Consider the following 15,337-nt stretch of genomic DNA (forward strand, 5'->3'; position numbering starts at 1 on the left):
CGGCCAAACCGGTGCCGCGCCGTCTCGCTAGTTTAGTACAACTCTTTCGGCGCTTAAGCGGGCAAGCCCCGCGCGACAGGCCGTTCGGCCCGGTCGACTGTGGCTCGCACACCACGTTTACGGCTTCCAGTGTACGAAGTTGCGATACAGACGCAACCCGACCTCCGCGCTTTTCTCGGGGTGGAATTGGGTCGCGAAGAGGTTGTCCCGCGCGACCGCGGACGTAAACGGCGCGCCGTATACCGTTTCGCCGACCGTGTGCGCCGGGTTGTCCGGGCTCACGTAATAACTGTGCACGAAGTAGAAATATGCGTCGTCGGGCACGCCATCCCACAGCGGGTGCGGCTGCGACTGGTGCACGCGGTTCCAGCCCATCTGCGGCACCTTGAAGCGCGAGCCGTCGTCCTGCAGGCGGCCTTCGAGCTCGAAACGCACGACCTTGCCGGGCAACAGGCCGAGGCCCTTCGTGTCGCCTTCCGCGCTCCAGTCGAACAGCATCTGCTCGCCGACGCACACGCCGAGCAGCGGCTTCGTGCGCGACGCCTCGATCACGGCCTCCTGCAGCCCCGACTCGCCGAGGCAGCGCATGCAGTCGGGCATCGCGCCCTGGCCGGGCAGCACGACGCGGTCGGCCGCGCGAATCGCGGCCGGCGTATCGACGATCGCCACGTCGGCGGCCGGTTCGGCCTTCTTGAGCGCCTGCGCAACCGAGCGCAGGTTGCCCATCCCATAATCCACAATCGCAATCGAAGTTTTCATCTCAGTGCAGGCAGTAGCGCCCTCAGTCCATTGACGATGAATTCCACCGCCAGCGCCGACAGCATCAGACCCATCAGCCGCGTGGCGATGTTGATGCCGGTGCGGCCGATCCAGTTCGCGATCGGCTCGGCAAGCCGCATCGCGAAGAAACACAGGAGAGCCAGGACCGCGCCGATCGCGACGAGCCCGGCTCGCTCATACCAGTGATGCGAGTTCGCCGCATAGACGATCGCCGTGCTGATCGAGCCGGGGCCCGTGAGCAGCGGAATCGCCAGCGGCACGACCGCGATGTTGTCCTTCAGCTCGGCCTCGTGGCGCTCCTCCGGCGTCGATCGCGTGTTGCCGATCTGCGCGTTCAGCATGTTGATCGCCATCAGCAACATGATGATCCCGCCGCCCACTTCAAGGGAGCCGACCGAAATGCCGAAGAAGTCGATGATCTGCTGCCCGAGCAGCGTCGTCACCGTCATCACGCAGAACACCGACACCGACGCGATCCGGATCGTGCGGCGCCGCTCGATGTCCGACTGCTGCGCCGTCAGGCTCAGGAAAAACGGCACCGCGCCGATCGGGTTGATCAGCGCCAGCAGCGAAATGAACGATTTGAGCAGATCCATCGCAAGCCGGCGCGCCGCGCCGAAGCCGTGAGGTTGTCGTTGGCGTCCTGTCCGTTCGGAAGTTAGAGGCTGCCCTTCGTCGACGGAATCTGCCCCGCCGCACGCTCGTCGAGCTCCACCGCGCCACGCAGCGCCCGGCCGAAGGCCTTGAACACCGTTTCGAGCTGGTGGTGCGCGTTGATTCCGCGCAGGTTGTCGATGTGCAGCGTGACGCCCGCGTGGTTCACGAACCCGCGGAAGAATTCGATGGACAGGTCGACGTCGAACGTGCCGATCCGCGCACGCGTGAACGGCACGTGGAATTCAAGACCCGGCCGGCCCGAGAAGTCGATCACGACGCGCGACAGCGCCTCGTCGAGCGGCACGTACGAATGGCCGTAGCGGCGGATGCCCTTCTTGTCGCCGATCGCCTTCGCGACAGCCTGACCGAGCGTGATGCCGACGTCCTCGACCGTGTGGTGGTCGTCGATATGGGTATCGCCATGCGCTTCGACCTCGAGATCGATCAGACCATGTCGCGCGATCTGGTCGAGCATATGGTCGAGAAACGGCACGCCGGTGGCCAGCTTCTGCCGGCCCGTCCCGTCGAGATCGAGCTTCACACGGATCTGCGTTTCGCTGGTATTGCGAACGACTTCCGCCACACGCATGGCAATTCCTTGAATGAGTCTGATGTAAATGGGGATTGATCGTCGCGCGCCGCCGTGCCCTGGGCTCAACCGGGCAGCGCGAGTTTCAAAGCAGCCAGCAGGCGCGCGTTTTCGTCGGGAGAACCGACGGTCAGCCGCACGCATTCGGACAGCAACGGATGCATTTTACTCACGTTTTTGACCAGCACCCGCTCCGTGAGCAGCGCATCGAACACGGCGGCCGCGTCCGGCACGCGCACCAGCAGGAAATTGCCGGCGCTCGGGAACACCGTCGCACCCGGCAGCGCGGCCACGGCCTGCGCGAGGCGCGTGCGTTCCGCACGCAGTTCGGCCGCCTGCGCGTCGAGCACGTCGAGGTGGTCGAGCAGGAAATCGGCGGTCGCCTGGGTCAGCACGTTGATGTTGTACGGCGGGCGCACCTTGTCGAACTCGGTCAGCCACGCCGGCAGGCCGGCGAGATAGCCGAGGCGGATCCCCGCGAGGCCGAGCTTCGACACCGTGCGCATCACGACGACGTTGTCGAACTCGGCGGCACGCGGCAACCACGAGCGCTCCGCGAACGGCTGGTACGCCTCGTCGATCACGATCAGGCTGTGCCGCGCGGCCGCGATGATCCGCTCGACATCGGCTTCGTCGTACAGCGTGCCGGTCGGGTTGTTCGGGTAAGCGAGGTAGACGAGCGCGGGCCGATGCTCGGCGATCGCCGCGATCATCGCGTCGGCGTCAAGCGTCAGGTCGGCCTTGAGCGGCACGCCGACGAATTCGAGCTGCGCGAACTTCGCCGACAATTCGTACATCACGAAGCCCGGCACCGGTGCGAGCACCTTCGCGCCCGGCTTCGCACATGCCACCGACATCATGCTGATGATTTCGTCCGAGCCGTTGCCGAGCAGCACGTCGCATGCGGCCGGCACGCCCATCGCACGGCGCAGCTTGTCGAGCAGCGCGCCCGGGCGCGGCGCCGGGTAGCGGTTCAGCGCGACCTGCGCGAGGCGTTCGCCGAGCGCCGCCGCAAGCGGCGCCGGCAGCGAATACGGGTTCTCCATCGCGTCGAGCTTCACGAAACCGCTCGCGTCGGGCACCGGGTAGCTCGTCATCGCGAGCACGTCGCGGCGGATGATGTCTTGTGGCGTCGTCATGGTCTCAAGCCGGCGTGCGTCGCGCCGGCGTCAAATGGTCGGCAAGGCGGCGGCTGCCGCCCTGCGCTGGGTCTCCTCGTCGACCGGAACCGCTGCGTCGGCATCGGCTCCGGCGCGCGTCACCCCTTCATCCGGAGCTCGGCGCTACGCGCGTGCGCCTGCAGCCCTTCGCCGTATGCGAGCTCGGACGCGATCTCGCCCAGCGTCTGCGCACCTTCGGCGCTGACTTCGATCAGGCTTGAACGCTTGATGAAGTCGTACACGCCGAGCGGCGACGAGAAGCGCGCGGTGCGCGACGTCGGCAGCACGTGGTTCGGGCCCGCGCAGTAGTCGCCGAGGCTTTCGCTCGTGTAGCGGCCGAGGAAGATCGCGCCGGCGTGGCGGATTTGCTGGCCCCATTGCTGCGGCTCCAGCGCGGAAATCTCGAGGTGCTCCGGCGCGATGTCATTCGCGATCCGGCACGCTTCGGCCATATCGCGCACCTTGATCAGCGCGCCGCGGCCTTCCAGCGACGCGCGGATCACGTCCCGGCGCGGCATCGTCGGCAACAGCTCGTCGATCGCCTTCTCGACGCGCTCGAGGAACGCGGCGTCCGGGCACAGCAGGATCGACTGCGCGAGCTCGTCGTGTTCGGCCTGCGAGAACAGGTCCATCGCGACCCAGCTCGGATCGGTCGTGCCGTCGCACAGCACGAGGATTTCCGACGGGCCGGCGATCATGTCGATGCCGACCGTGCCGAACACGCGGCGCTTCGCCGACGCGACGTATGCATTGCCCGGCCCGCAGATCTTGTCGACCGGCGGCACCGTGGCCGTGCCGTACGCGAGCGCGCCGACCGCCTGCGCGCCGCCGATCGTGAACACGCGATCGACGCCGCCGAGCAGCGCCGCGGCGAGCACGAGGTCGTTCTTCACGCCGTCCGGGGTCGGCACGACCATCACGATCTCGCCGACGCCCGCGACGCGCGCGGGAATCGCGTTCATCAACACCGACGACGGATAGGCGGCCTTGCCGCCCGGCACGTACAGGCCGACGCGGTCGAGCGGCGTGACCTTCTGGCCGAGCACCGTGCCGTCGCTTTCCGTGTACTGCCAGCTATGGGTGCCGCACTCGATCTTCTGCTTCTCGTGATACGCACGCACGCGCGCGGCTGCGGCTTCCAGCGCCGCGCGCGCCTTCGGCGCGAGGCCGTCGAGCGCCGTCTGCAGCGCGTCCTGCGGCAGTTCGAGCGCGGCGACGCTGCTCGCGTCCAGCCGGTCGAAGCGGTTCGTGTACTCGAGCACCGCGGCGTCGCCGCGCGACTTCACGTCGGCGAGAATCTTCGCGACCGACTGCTCGATCGCTTCGTCCTCGCTCGCCTCGAACGCGAGCACCGCACGCAGCGCGGCATCGAAGCCCTCGCTCGTCGAATCGAGTTTGCGGATGGTGATGGCCATGGGAATTCCGTTACGGTGATGCGCTCAATTGCCATTCTGCGACGCGCGTTCGAACGCGTCGAGAATCGGCTTGAGCGCCGTGCGCTTCAACTTCAGCGCAGCCTGGTTCACGACGAGGCGCGACGAGATCGCCATGATCTCCTCGACCTCGACCAGATTGTTCGCCTTCAGCGTGCCGCCCGAACTGACGAGGTCGACGATCGCGTCGGCCAGCCCGACCAGCGGCGCCAGCTCCATCGAGCCGTACAGCTTGATCAGGTCGACGTGCACGCCTTTCGCGGCGAAGTGTTCGCGTGCCGTTTCGACGTATTTGGTCGCGACCCGCAGGCGCGCGCCCTGGCGCACCGCGTTCGCATAGTCGAAACCGGCCGGCACGGCCACCGACATCCGGCAGCGCGCAATGTTCAGGTCGATCGGCTGGTACAGACCCGAGCCGCCGTGCTCGACCAGCACGTCCTTGCCCGCCACGCCGAAATCGGCCGCGCCGTATTCGACGTAGGTCGGCACGTCGCTGGCGCGCACGATGATCACGCGCAGGTTCGGATCGGTCGTCGGCAGGATCAGCTTGCGCGACGTTTCCGGATCCTCGGCCACCTGCACGCCGGCGGCCGCCAGCAGCGGCAGGGTTTCCTCGAAAATCCGGCCCTTCGACAGGGCGAGGGTCAGCGGCGCGGTCATGCTTGGCTCCCGGAGAGGCGGCGCACGTTCGCGCCGACGGCGGTCAGTTTGGTTTCCATGCGGTCGTAGCCGCGGTCCAGGTGATAGATGCGGTCGACGAGCGTTTCGCCTTCGGCCCGCAGCCCGGCGATCACGAGGCTCGCCGAGGCGCGCAGGTCGGTCGCCATCACGTTCGCGCCGGACAGCTTGTCGACGCCGGTCACGAGCGCCGTGTTGCCGTCGATCGTGATGTTCGCGCCGAGCCGGTTCAGCTCCTGCACGTGCATGAAGCGGTTCTCGAAAATGGTCTCGACAACCTGCGCGGTGCCCGTCGCGACCGAATTGAGGGCCATGAACTGCGCCTGCATGTCGGTCGGGAACGCCGGGTATTCCGACGTGCGGATCGTCACCGCCGACGGGCGGCGGTCCATCTTCACGCGCAGCCAGCTGTCGCCTTCCTCGATCGACACGCCGGCCTCGCGCAGCTTGTCGATCACCGCGTCGAGGATGTGCGGGCGCACGCCCGTCAGCATCACGTCGCCGCCCGCCGCCGCGACCGCGCACAGGAACGTGCCGGCCTCGATGCGATCGGGAATCACCGAATGGCGTGCGCCATGCAGCCGCTCGACACCCTGGATCACGAGGCGGTCGGTGCCGATGCCGTCGATTTTCGCGCCCATCGCGACCAGCAGGTGCGCGAGATCGCTCACTTCCGGCTCGCGGGCAGCGTTCTCGATCACCGTCTCGCCGTCCGCGAGCGTCGCGGCCATCAGCAGGTTTTCCGTCCCCGTCACCGTGATCATGTCGGTCACGATGCGCGCGCCCTTCAGGCGCTTCGCGCGCGCCTCGATGAAGCCGTGCTCGATGCTGATCTCGGCGCCCATCGCCTGCAGGCCCTTGATGTGCTGGTCGACCGGACGCGCGCCGATCGCGCAGCCGCCCGGCAGCGACACCTTCGCCTCGCCGAAGCGCGCGAGCAGCGGCCCGAGCACGAGGATCGACGCGCGCATCGTCTTCACGAGTTCGTACGGCGCCACGAGGTTGTCGACGCGCGACGCATCGAGCTGCACGCGGCAGCCGTCGGTCTCGCTCTTCACGCCCATCTGGTTCAGCACCTTCAGCGTGGTGCGCACGTCCTTCAGGTTCGGCACGTTGTCGAGTTCGACCGGCTCGGCGCTGAGCAGCCCCGCGCACAGGATCGGCAGCGCGGCGTTCTTCGCGCCCGACACGACGATCTCGCCCGACAACCGGCGACCGCCTTCGATCACCAGCTTGTCCATCCCATGTCCCTGCGATTCCCCGTTGGCGGCCGGGTGTGCCGTGGCGACGCTCTGGACGGCGTCGCACTCGTTGACGGTGACTTGCACTCAGTGGTTCCGGTTATGCGTTCTGCCATTCGGCGGGCGTCAGCGTCTTCATGCTGAGCGCGTGAATTTCCTGCTTCATGCGATCGCCGAGCGCCGCATAAACGAGCTGGTGCCGCTGGATCGGCCGCTTGCCTTCGAAGGCCGCCGACACGATCGTCGCGAAGAAATGCTGGCCGTCGCCTTCGACTTCCAGATGGGTGCAGGCGAGACCGCCGGCAATGTATTGCTTGACCTGTTCGGGAGTCGGCAACATGAGAGGCTCCTGTCGGCGCGCGCCGCCCGTGGCGGCCGCCACCGTCGATATCAATGACGCAGTTTGTAGCCGGTCGCGAGCAGCCGCATCGCGAACATCGCGAGCAGCACGAAGAAACCGGTGACGATCGCGAGGCTCGCGAGCGGGTTGATGTCGGACGCGCCGAAGAACCCGTAACGGAAGCCGTCGATCATGTAGAAAAACGGGTTGAGACGCGAGATCTCGCGCCACACGGGCGGCAGCGAGTGCGTCGAATAGAACACGCCGGACAGGAACGTCAGCGGCATGATCAGAAAGTTCTGGAACGCGGCGAGCTGGTCGAACTTCTCGGCCCAGATCCCGGCGATCAGCCCGAGCGTGCCGAGGATCGCCGAGCCGAGCAGCGCGAACGCGATGATGAACAACGGCGCCGCGAAATGCATCGGGACAAACCAGATCGTCACGACGAATACGCCCGCGCCGACCGCGAGCCCGCGCACGACGGACGCGAGCACGTACGCGCCGAAGATGTCGCGGTACGACAGCGGCGGCAGCAGCATGAACACGAGGTTGCCGGTGATCTTCGACTGGATCAGCGACGACGAGCTGTTCGCGAACGCGTTCTGCAGCACGCTCATCATCACGAGGCCCGGCACGAGAAAGCTCACGTACTCGACGCCCGGATACACCTCGACGCGGCCCGACAGCGCGTGGCCGAAGATCGTCAGATACAGCAGCGCCGTTACGATCGGCGCGCACACCGTCTGGAACGACACCTTCCAGAAGCGCAGCAGTTCCTTGTAGAACAGCGTTTGAAAGCCGCTTCCCGGCACTCGCCGGGCCGCCCCGATAGTGGCGGGCGCCCCCTCGGGGGGCAGCGAACGAAGTTCGCGTGGGGATTGTTGATTCATGCCAGACCCTCGATCACCTCGGCCCCGTTCATCACCTGGACGAACACATCCTCGAGGTCGGCCTTGCGGACCTCGATCTCGTCGAACGTGCAGCCCGCCGCGCGGCATAGCGCGAGGATCCGCTCGACATCGTCGTAGCTCGTCAGGCGCAGCAGGTGCTCGCCCGGCGCGCGGGCGGCCGGGTCGGACTCCAGCCCGCGCAGCTCGGACGGCAGCGCGCCGGTCCCCAGGCGCAGGTACAGCTGCAGCCCGGCGAAGCGGCGCAGCAGCGCGTCGGTGCGATCGAGCGCAACGACTTCGCCACGGCGCAGCATCGCGATGCGGTCGCACAGCGACTCGGCTTCCTCGAGGTAATGGGTGGTCAGCACGATCGTGTGGCCCTCGCGGTTCAGGCGCGAGATGAACTTCCACAGCGTCTGGCGCAATTCGACGTCGACGCCGGCGGTCGGTTCGTCGAGCACGATCACGGGCGGCCGGTGCACGAGCGCCTGCGCGACCAGCACGCGGCGCTTCATCCCGCCCGACAGCGCGCGCATGTTCGCGTCGGCCTTCTCGGTGAGGTCGAGATTGGCCATCACTTCGTCGATCCAGTCGTCGTTGCGGCGCAGCCCGAAATAGCCGGACTGGATCCGCAGCGTCTCGCGGACGGTGAAGAACGGGTCGAACACGAGTTCCTGCGGCACGACGCCGAGCGCGCGGCGCGCATCGCGGAAGTCCTTGACGACGTCGTGGCCGCGCACCGAGATACTGCCTTCATCGGCCCGGGTAAGCCCGGCGAGGATACTGATGAGCGTGGTCTTGCCTGCGCCGTTCGGGCCGAGCAGACCGAAAAACTCGCCTTCCTCGACCGACAGGCTGACGCCCTTGAGCGCCTGAAGCGATTTGTAGCGCTTCTTGACGTGACGGATTTCTATGGCTGACATGACTGTGCGCGGCGCATGGGCCGCGACGCCTATTCTGTGCTTGCTGCGAAAGAAAATGGGGGCCGGACGCCGATTGGCTGCCCCGCAAAACGCTTGATTATAGGGCAAACCGGCTGGTGGAGCCGGCGCAGGAGGCGCGCGGCCTGAAGCGTGCGCGCGCCGGCTGGCGCGGCAGGCTTCGGTCGGGCAGGGTCAATGTCGCCGGGTGCCGTCGATGAGGGCGTCGACGCCATAGGCGCGCGCGAGGCTGGCGAGCTTCTGCGGGAGATTGAGGATGTCGAGGGTCGCGCCGCGCGCTTCGGCGGCACGTTGCCATGCGAGCAGCACGGCGAGCGCGGACGAGTCGAACTGCGTCAGCGCCGTGCAATCGACGGCGGTCGCGCCGGCGCCGATGCGCGCAAGACCGTCCGCGAGCGCGGACTTCGCGCTCGCGACGGTCAGCGAAGAGCCTGCTTCGAAGCCGCTCACGACGCCTGCTTGCCGGAGGCAAGTTGCTGGTTGCGCTGCGTCAGGAACTGGATCAGGCCGTCCACGCCGCTTTGCTGGATCTTCTCGTTGAACTGCTGCTGGTACGTCTGGATCAGCCACGCGCCGAGCACGTTCAGGTCATAGACCTTCCAGCCATTCGCCGACTTGTACAAGCGATAGTCGATCTGGACCGGCTGACCGTTGTTCATCGCGACCGTCTTCACCACCACGTCGGTGTCGGCCGGATCGGCGCGGAACGGCGGGTACTGGATCTGCTGGTCCGGCTTCAACTGCGCGAGCGCGCCCGAATACGTGCGGATCAGCAGCAGCTTGAACTGCTCCTGAATCTGCTGCTGCTGTTCGGCCGATGCCGTGCGCCAGTTGCGGCCCATCGCGAGCTGCGTGGTACGGCGGAAATCCGTGTACGGCAGGATGTCCTTGTTGACGATCGTAATGATGCGGTTGGTGTCGCCCTGCTTGATCGTCTGCTGCTTGACTTCGTCGAGCACCTGCTGCGTCGCCGTCTTGATCAGCGCCTGCGGGTTCGACTGGTCGACTTGCGCGTGAGCTGCGCTGCCGAACGAGAACAGCGCCGCGAAAACGGGGATCAGGAACAGTTTTTTCATCATAGTGACCTGCATGAAGAGTCGATGCGAAGGTTGGAGCCGGTAGCTTACGCGCAAGTTCGCGTGCGCTACCGACTGAATCGTTTCCGGCTGTAACGAATGTAAGTTGGTCAGTGCAGCTTGATGCTCGGGAAACGAATCCCGCCCGGTGCGGGCGGCGTCATCTGCATTGCCGGCACGTTCGTCGCGCTGGCCGGGTTCGGTGCTTCGGCACTGCCCGACGCCGGTACGGCAACGGCCGCGCCCGATGCGCCGGCCGGTGCCGTCGCGCCGCCGACTGCAGCCGCGCCCGCCGTTCCGGCCGCGCCGGCTGCCGCCGGTGCCGCGCCGTCGTCCGGCAAGTCGTACTTCGGCAGCGCATCGTTGCTCGACGCCGTCGAGGCCTCGCCGCGCGCGTTGTCGATCAGCATCTGGCGGCGCTGCAGGTACGCATTGCGCACGAACGAATACTTGTCGAGCGCCGCGGCATCCAGCACGTCGCCCGCGCCGAGCAGGTTCGCACGCGTGTTGACGAGGTTCACGCCGAACAGGCCCCAGCTCAGGCCGTCCGGCTTCACGTAGGTGAGCGGATTGCCCACGTAGTCGACGCCGAGGCCTGCCGTGTCGCGCAGCGTGCTCGGGCCGAGCAGCGGCAGCACGAGATACGGGCCCGACGGCATGCCGTAGCGGCCCATCGTGATCCCGAAATCGGCCGTGTGCTTCGGCAGTTTCGCAATCGTCGCGACGTCGAACAGGCCGCCGACGCCGAACACCGTGTTGATCACGACGCGCATGATGTCGCCGACGCCGTCCGCGATTCGCAACTGCACGATGTTGTTCGCGGCGATGTAGACGTCGCCGATGTTCGAGAAGAAGTTCGTCACGCTGTCGCGCACCGGCTGCGGCACCACGTACTGGTAGCCCTTCGCGACCGGTTTCAGCGCGTACGTGTCGACCGTGTCGTTGAACTTGTACATCGACCGGTTGAAGCCTTCGAGCGGATCGCCCTTGGTCGGCGTCTGCACGGTCGCGCAACCGCTCAACGCGGCGACTGCCGCCACCGCGAGCGCGGCGTGCCTGATGCGGATCGTCTGCATGGTCATTCCCTCTTGTCTTTCTCTCGTGTGGTTATTGGGCAGCCGAGCCAGACACCGCGGAGGCCGGCACCGCGACCGGCGCGGGTGCCGCCGGCGCGGCCGAGGCCCCGGATGCCGGCTTCGCGCCGCCCGCGTCGGCTGCCTTGCTGTACAGGAACTGGCCGATCAGGTTCTCGAGCACGATCGCCGACTGCGTCATCGTGATCGTATCGCCCGCCTTCAGCATTTCGGTGTCGCCGCCCGGATCGAGGCCGATGTACTGCTCGCCGAGCAGGCCCGACGTCAGGATCTTCGCCGACGAATCCTTCGGGAACGGATACTGACCGTCGATATCGATCGTCACCAGCGCCTGATAGGTGTTGGTGTCGAAGCCGACCGACTTCACGCGGCCGACCACGACGCCCGCGCTCTTCACGGCGGCGCGCGGCTTCAGTCCGCCGATGTTGTCGAATTTCATCCTCACCGAGTAGGTCGGCTGAAACGACAGCGAGCTCATGTTGCCGACCTTGAGCGCCAGGAATAGCACCGCAAGGAAGCCCACCACCACGAACAGGCCGACCCAGAAGTCGAGAGCAGTCTTTTTCATCGTCATCCCAAAATTTGGCTTGGCTGAGGCTTAGCTGAACATCAGCGCGGTCAGCAGGAAATCGAGGCCGAGTACGGCGAGCGACGCGAACACGACCGTCTTGGTCGTCGCGCGCGACACGCCCTCGGGCGTGGGCTTCGCTTCATACCCCTGAAACAGTGCAATGAAGGTCACGGCGAACCCGAACACGATGCTCTTGATCACGCCGTTGCCGACGTCGGCCCACACCTCGACCCCGCCCTGCATCTGCGACCAGAACGCGCCCGGATCGACGCCGATCAGCACGACCCCGACGAAATAACCGCCGAGCACGCCGACCGCGTTGAAGATCGCGGCGAGCAGCGGCATCGCGATGATGCCGGCCCACATGCGCGGCGCGATCACCGTCTTGATCGGATCGACTGCCATCATCTCGAGCGCCGTGAGCTGCTCGCCGGCCTTCATCAGGCCGATCTCGGCGGTGAGCGACGTGCCGGCGCGGCCCGCGAACAGCAGCGCGGTCACGACCGGGCCGAGCTCGCGCACCAGCGACAGCGCGACCAGCAGGCCGAGCGCCTGCTCGGACCCGTAGCGATTCAGCGTGTAATAGCCCTGCAAGCCGAGCACGAAGCCGACGAACAGGCCCGACACGGCAATGATCACGAACGAATAGTTGCCGAGAAAGTGGATCTGCTTGGTGACCAGCCGCGGCCGGCGCAGCAACGGGAAGAATTCCAGCACGAGGCGCACGAACAGCCGCGTGCCGTAGCCCGCGCGCTCGAGGCCGCCGATGACGTAACGTCCGATCGCGCTGATCATGCGCGCCCTCCGCCGAGCCCGAAATCCGCAGCCAGCGGCGGGCTCGTGTAATGAAATTTAAACGGGCCGTCCGGCGCGCCGTCGATGAACTGGCGCACGCTCGGGTCGGTCGACGCACGCAGCTCGTCGGGCGTCCCCTGCGCGAGCACGCCACCATTGGCCAGAAAATACACGTAGTCGGCGATCGCGAACGATTCCGGCACGTCGTGCGTGACGAGGATCGACGTCGCGCCGAGTGCCTCGTTCAGCGTGCGGATCAGGTTCGCCGTGATGCCGAGCGAGATCGGATCGAGGCCCGCGAACGGTTCGTCGTACATGATGAGCTGCGGGTCGAGCGCGATCGCGCGCGCGAGCGCGATGCGACGCGCCATCCCGCCGGACACCTCGGACGGCATCAGGTCACGCGCGCCGCGCAGACCGACCGCGTTGAGCTTCATCAGCACCAGGTCGCGGATCAGGTCTTCGGGCAGGTCGGTGTGTTCGCGCAACGCGAACGCGACGTTCTCGAACACCGACATGTCGGTGAACAGCGCGCCGAACTGGAACAGCATGCCCATCTTGCGGCGCAGCGCGTACAGGCCGTCGCGCGTCTGCGCGCCGACGTCGGCGCCGTCGAACAGCACCTGGCCGCGGCGTGCGCGCACCAGTCCGCCGATCAGGCGCAGCACGGTCGTCTTGCCGCAACCCGACCCGCCCATGACGGCGACGACCTGGCCGCGCCCGAAGCGCATGTTCAGGTTCGACAGGACGAGGCGGTCGCCATAGCCAAAGTCGACGTCGCGAAGTTCCAGCAGTGTCTCGGTAGGAGTGGGGCTCACGGAGCTGACAGTCCTTTTACGCAGAACGCCGAATTATAGGGCCTGCATTGGAATGATGTCGTGACGCCGTTCCGGGCCCTGCGGTCAATGATTGTCAAATTGTCGGGCAAAACATTGCTGCAACGCAACAATCGCCGCCCGATAATCGTCTGCGCCCGTGACCGCACTGACCACCGCGACGCTGCCGACGCCCGTCGCCAGCACGTCCGGCAACGCGTCGAGCCCCACGCCGCCGATCGCGACGAGCGGCGAGCGCGCGCCCGCGAAGCGCGCATAGCGGGCAATCCGCGCGAGGCCCTGTGGCGGCGCCGCGACGGCCTTGGTCGCGGTCGTGTACACGGGGCCGAGCGCCAGATAGCTCGGGCGCACGTGCAACGCGCGCAACATCTCGTAATAACCATGGCTCGACAGTCCGAGCCGCAGGCCCGCGCGCGCGATCGCGGCCAGATCGGCCGTTTCGAGGTCCTCCTGACCCAGATGTACGCCGTACGCGCCCTCTTCTATCGCGATCTGCCAGTGATCGTTGATGAACACGCGTGCATCGGGATAGCGGCGCCCTGCCGCGACCGCACGTGCGACTTCCCGGCGCAACGCGTCCGGGTTCGCGCCTTTCACGCGCAGCTGCACGGTTCGCGCGCCGCACTCGAGCACGCGTTCGACCCATTCGGCGTCGGGGACGACCGGATAGAGGCCGAGTTGCTTGGGGCACGGCGGGAATGCGGGCTCGGGTGCCGCGGCCAGGCCGGCGACGCGCGGGAACCGCGCGGCATCGATCGGCCACGCATCGGTCCCGCGCGTTTCGTCGCCGTCGCCCCACGCCAGCGCGAGCACGAGCGCGTCGATCGGCGCGAAACCGCAATCGAGGAACGCCGCGAGCGCCGCGATCCAGTCGTCGGCGAGCGGATGCGCGGCTTCCAGCGCGTAGCGCACACCTGCGGCGTGCAGCACCGCGCCGTGCTCGCCGAACTCGATCGCGACCGCGTCCGACGACGCGGGGCGCGATGCGGCCGATGCGCGCGCCTGCGCAGCACGATCGCCGGCCGACACGATCAGCACGTCGCCTTGGGCCGGCACGTCGGGCGCCGCGACGCACAGCCGCCACGCCGTCGTGCCGGTCGGCCAGTCGCCCAGGCGGGCGCGAATCCGCTCGGCCGCTTCGGCCAGCTCGTCGGCCGGCGGCCAGAAGGCATCGGCGAAGCGCGCACTCATGCGCCGCCCCCGTCCTGGTGCCAGAACGGCATGCCGACGACCGGCGTGCTCGCGTGCGCGGTCTCGCGCGCATCCATCGGCCCGGCGAGATAGGCCGCACGGCCGGCCTCGACGCCTTGCGCGAACGCACGCGCCATGATTTCCGGATGCGTGGCCTGCGACACGGCCGTGTTCAGCAGCACGCCGTCGAAACCCCACTCCATCACCTGGCACGCGTGCGACGGCACGCCGAGCCCGGCGTCGACGATCAGCGGCACGTCCGGCAGCCGCTCGCGCAGCACGCGCAGCCCGTACGGATTCACGACGCCCTTGCCGGTGCCGATCGGCGCGCCCCACGGCATCAGGGCCTCGCAGCCGACGTCAAGCAGACGCCGGCCGATCACGAGATCCTCGGTGCAGTACGGCAACACCTTGAAGCCGTCCTTGACCAGTTGCGCGGCCGCCTCGATCAGCCCGATCGGGTCGGGCTGCAGCGTGTAGTCGTCGCCGATCAGCTCGAGCTTGATCCAGTCGGTATCGAAAACCTCGCGCGCCATGTGCGCGGTCGTCACCGCCTCGGCGACGGTCTGGCAGCCGGCCGTGTTCGGCAGCAGCGGCACCGAGTGACGCTTGAGCAGATCGAAAAAGCCGGCCTCTGCGGTGCCGCCGGTCATCTGGCGGCGCAGCGCGACCGTCACCATCCCGGGGCGCGACGCGGCGATCGAATCGGACAGCGACTGCAGCGACGGGTAGCGCGACGTGCCGAGCAACACGCGGCTTGCGAAGGTTTCACCGTACAGCGTCAGCGCGTCGGCGGAAGTGAGGGACGTCATGTCGTTTTCCTGGAAGAGCAGAGGGCGAACCGGCGGCGCTCAGCCGCCCGCGACGGGGTGCACGACGTCGAGCTTGTCGCCCGTCGCGAGCGCGCGCGCCGCATGCTGCGTGCGCGCGACGAAATTGCCGTTCAGCGCAACCGCGTACGGCGGACGCGCGCCGTACGCGGCGAGCGCGTCGGCCACCGTTGCGCCGTCGGGCAGGGTCAGCGTCTGTTGGTTGATCTGGATATCCATGAGTCTTGGTCGAATT

General features: G+C 67.2%; 19 protein-coding genes. All 19 read right to left on the reverse strand.

Annotated features, from left to right (window positions below):
• Window positions 1–117: 117 nt before the first annotated feature.
• The 19 genes from hisH to thiS all read right to left on the reverse strand — a co-directional run bounded on the left by hisH (window position 118) and on the right by thiS (window position 15,321).
• Window positions 118–759, reverse strand: coding sequence for an imidazole glycerol phosphate synthase subunit HisH (gene hisH / locus DIE11_RS25820; protein WP_059599818.1), 642 nt, complete (start codon window positions 757–759; stop codon window positions 118–120).
• Window positions 756–1,376: a YchE family NAAT transporter gene (locus DIE11_RS25825; protein WP_059599817.1), complete on the reverse strand. Its 621-nt coding sequence runs from the start codon at window positions 1,374–1,376 to the stop codon at window positions 756–758. Before DIE11_RS25825 ends, hisH begins: the two co-directional genes overlap by 4 nt.
• A gap of 62 nt (window positions 1,377–1,438) precedes the next feature.
• On the reverse strand, window positions 1,439–2,026 hold the full coding sequence (hisB, locus tag DIE11_RS25830; protein ID WP_059599816.1) for an imidazoleglycerol-phosphate dehydratase HisB: 588 nt from the start codon (window positions 2,024–2,026) through the stop codon (window positions 1,439–1,441).
• A 65-nt stretch (window positions 2,027–2,091) separates the two neighbouring features.
• Window positions 2,092–3,165, reverse strand: a complete 1,074-nt coding sequence (hisC, locus tag DIE11_RS25835; protein WP_059686481.1) for a histidinol-phosphate transaminase — start codon at window positions 3,163–3,165, stop codon at window positions 2,092–2,094.
• A 119-nt stretch (window positions 3,166–3,284) separates the two neighbouring features.
• On the reverse strand, window positions 3,285–4,601 hold the full coding sequence (gene hisD / locus DIE11_RS25840) for a histidinol dehydrogenase (RefSeq protein WP_059599814.1): 1,317 nt from the start codon (window positions 4,599–4,601) through the stop codon (window positions 3,285–3,287).
• 24 nt (window positions 4,602–4,625) lie between these two features.
• A complete protein-coding gene (gene hisG, locus DIE11_RS25845) occupies window positions 4,626–5,279 on the reverse strand; it encodes an ATP phosphoribosyltransferase (RefSeq protein ID WP_059599813.1) in 654 nt (217 codons plus the stop codon).
• Entirely contained in the window at window positions 5,276–6,625 is a 1,350-nt protein-coding gene (gene murA, locus DIE11_RS25850; RefSeq protein WP_059599812.1) for a UDP-N-acetylglucosamine 1-carboxyvinyltransferase, read from the reverse strand. Before murA ends, hisG begins: the two co-directional genes overlap by 4 nt.
• A 13-nt stretch (window positions 6,626–6,638) precedes the next feature.
• Window positions 6,639–6,878: a BolA family protein gene (locus DIE11_RS25855; protein WP_006477131.1), complete on the reverse strand. Its 240-nt coding sequence runs from the start codon at window positions 6,876–6,878 to the stop codon at window positions 6,639–6,641.
• Between the two features lie 50 nt (window positions 6,879–6,928).
• A complete protein-coding gene (locus tag DIE11_RS25860) occupies window positions 6,929–7,768 on the reverse strand; it encodes an ABC transporter permease (protein WP_226118283.1) in 840 nt (279 codons plus the stop codon).
• Window positions 7,765–8,691: an ABC transporter ATP-binding protein gene (locus DIE11_RS25865; RefSeq protein WP_124628024.1), complete on the reverse strand. Its 927-nt coding sequence runs from the start codon at window positions 8,689–8,691 to the stop codon at window positions 7,765–7,767. Before DIE11_RS25865 ends, DIE11_RS25860 begins: the two co-directional genes overlap by 4 nt.
• A gap of 192 nt (window positions 8,692–8,883) precedes the next feature.
• Window positions 8,884–9,159 (reverse strand): lipid asymmetry maintenance protein MlaB, encoded by a 276-nt coding sequence (locus tag DIE11_RS25870; RefSeq protein ID WP_124628026.1) that lies wholly within the window; start codon window positions 9,157–9,159, stop codon window positions 8,884–8,886.
• Window positions 9,156–9,785: a phospholipid-binding protein MlaC gene (locus tag DIE11_RS25875; RefSeq protein WP_124628028.1), complete on the reverse strand. Its 630-nt coding sequence runs from the start codon at window positions 9,783–9,785 to the stop codon at window positions 9,156–9,158. Before DIE11_RS25875 ends, DIE11_RS25870 begins: the two co-directional genes overlap by 4 nt.
• Window positions 9,786–9,895: 110 nt before the next feature.
• Window positions 9,896–10,861: a VacJ family lipoprotein gene (locus DIE11_RS25880; RefSeq protein ID WP_124628087.1), complete on the reverse strand. Its 966-nt coding sequence runs from the start codon at window positions 10,859–10,861 to the stop codon at window positions 9,896–9,898.
• Between the two features lie 31 nt (window positions 10,862–10,892).
• Window positions 10,893–11,453, reverse strand: coding sequence for an outer membrane lipid asymmetry maintenance protein MlaD (gene mlaD / locus DIE11_RS25885; protein WP_059599808.1), 561 nt, complete (start codon window positions 11,451–11,453; stop codon window positions 10,893–10,895).
• 24 nt (window positions 11,454–11,477) lie between these two features.
• The gene (mlaE, locus tag DIE11_RS25890; protein WP_059599807.1) at window positions 11,478–12,245 is read right to left on the reverse strand and encodes a lipid asymmetry maintenance ABC transporter permease subunit MlaE; all 768 of its coding nucleotides are present in this window, start codon (window positions 12,243–12,245) and stop codon (window positions 11,478–11,480) included.
• Window positions 12,242–13,063 carry an ABC transporter ATP-binding protein gene (locus DIE11_RS25895; RefSeq protein WP_059535623.1) on the reverse strand — a complete coding sequence of 274 codons (822 nt, stop codon included), beginning with the start codon at window positions 13,061–13,063 and terminating at the stop codon, window positions 12,242–12,244. Before DIE11_RS25895 ends, mlaE begins: the two co-directional genes overlap by 4 nt.
• Window positions 13,064–13,147: 84 nt before the next feature.
• A complete protein-coding gene (thiE, locus tag DIE11_RS25900; protein ID WP_124628030.1) occupies window positions 13,148–14,272 on the reverse strand; it encodes a thiamine phosphate synthase in 1,125 nt (374 codons plus the stop codon).
• Window positions 14,269–15,084, reverse strand: a complete 816-nt coding sequence (locus DIE11_RS25905) for a thiazole synthase (protein ID WP_059599805.1) — start codon at window positions 15,082–15,084, stop codon at window positions 14,269–14,271. Before DIE11_RS25905 ends, thiE begins: the two co-directional genes overlap by 4 nt.
• Window positions 15,085–15,123: 39 nt before the next feature.
• On the reverse strand, window positions 15,124–15,321 hold the full coding sequence (gene thiS, locus DIE11_RS25910) for a sulfur carrier protein ThiS (protein WP_014898319.1): 198 nt from the start codon (window positions 15,319–15,321) through the stop codon (window positions 15,124–15,126).
• Between the last annotated feature and the right edge of the window lie 16 nt (window positions 15,322–15,337).

The organism is Burkholderia sp. Bp9012, assembly GCF_003853825.1.
Taxonomy (GTDB): domain Bacteria; phylum Pseudomonadota; class Gammaproteobacteria; order Burkholderiales; family Burkholderiaceae; genus Burkholderia; species Burkholderia diffusa.

Excerpts from the sequence above, each read along its gene's own strand:
- hisH (WP_059599818.1), bottom strand. The coding sequence starts at position 759 with ATGAAAACTTCGATTGCGATTGTGGATTATGGGATGGGCAACCTGCGC.
- DIE11_RS25825 (WP_059599817.1), bottom strand. The coding sequence starts at position 1,376 with ATGGATCTGCTCAAATCGTTCATTTCGCTGCTGGCGCTGATCAACCCG.
- hisB (WP_059599816.1), bottom strand. The coding sequence starts at position 2,026 with ATGCGTGTGGCGGAAGTCGTTCGCAATACCAGCGAAACGCAGATCCGT.
- hisC (WP_059686481.1), bottom strand. The coding sequence starts at position 3,165 with ATGACGACGCCACAAGACATCATCCGCCGCGACGTGCTCGCGATGACG.
- hisD (WP_059599814.1), bottom strand. The coding sequence starts at position 4,601 with ATGGCCATCACCATCCGCAAACTCGATTCGACGAGCGAGGGCTTCGAT.
- hisG (WP_059599813.1), bottom strand. The coding sequence starts at position 5,279 with ATGACCGCGCCGCTGACCCTCGCCCTGTCGAAGGGCCGGATTTTCGAG.
- DIE11_RS25855 (WP_006477131.1), bottom strand. The coding sequence starts at position 6,878 with ATGTTGCCGACTCCCGAACAGGTCAAGCAATACATTGCCGGCGGTCTC.
- DIE11_RS25860 (WP_226118283.1), bottom strand. The coding sequence starts at position 7,768 with ATGAATCAACAATCCCCACGCGAACTTCGTTCGCTGCCCCCCGAGGGG.
- DIE11_RS25865 (WP_124628024.1), bottom strand. The coding sequence starts at position 8,691 with ATGTCAGCCATAGAAATCCGTCACGTCAAGAAGCGCTACAAATCGCTT.
- DIE11_RS25875 (WP_124628028.1), bottom strand. The coding sequence starts at position 9,785 with ATGAAAAAACTGTTCCTGATCCCCGTTTTCGCGGCGCTGTTCTCGTTC.
- DIE11_RS25880 (WP_124628087.1), bottom strand. The coding sequence starts at position 10,861 with ATGCAGACGATCCGCATCAGGCACGCCGCGCTCGCGGTGGCGGCAGTC.
- mlaD (WP_059599808.1), bottom strand. The coding sequence starts at position 11,453 with ATGACGATGAAAAAGACTGCTCTCGACTTCTGGGTCGGCCTGTTCGTG.
- mlaE (WP_059599807.1), bottom strand. The coding sequence starts at position 12,245 with ATGATCAGCGCGATCGGACGTTACGTCATCGGCGGCCTCGAGCGCGCG.
- thiE (WP_124628030.1), bottom strand. The coding sequence starts at position 14,272 with ATGAGTGCGCGCTTCGCCGATGCCTTCTGGCCGCCGGCCGACGAGCTG.
- DIE11_RS25905 (WP_059599805.1), bottom strand. The coding sequence starts at position 15,084 with ATGACGTCCCTCACTTCCGCCGACGCGCTGACGCTGTACGGTGAAACC.
- thiS (WP_014898319.1), bottom strand. The coding sequence starts at position 15,321 with ATGGATATCCAGATCAACCAACAGACGCTGACCCTGCCCGACGGCGCA.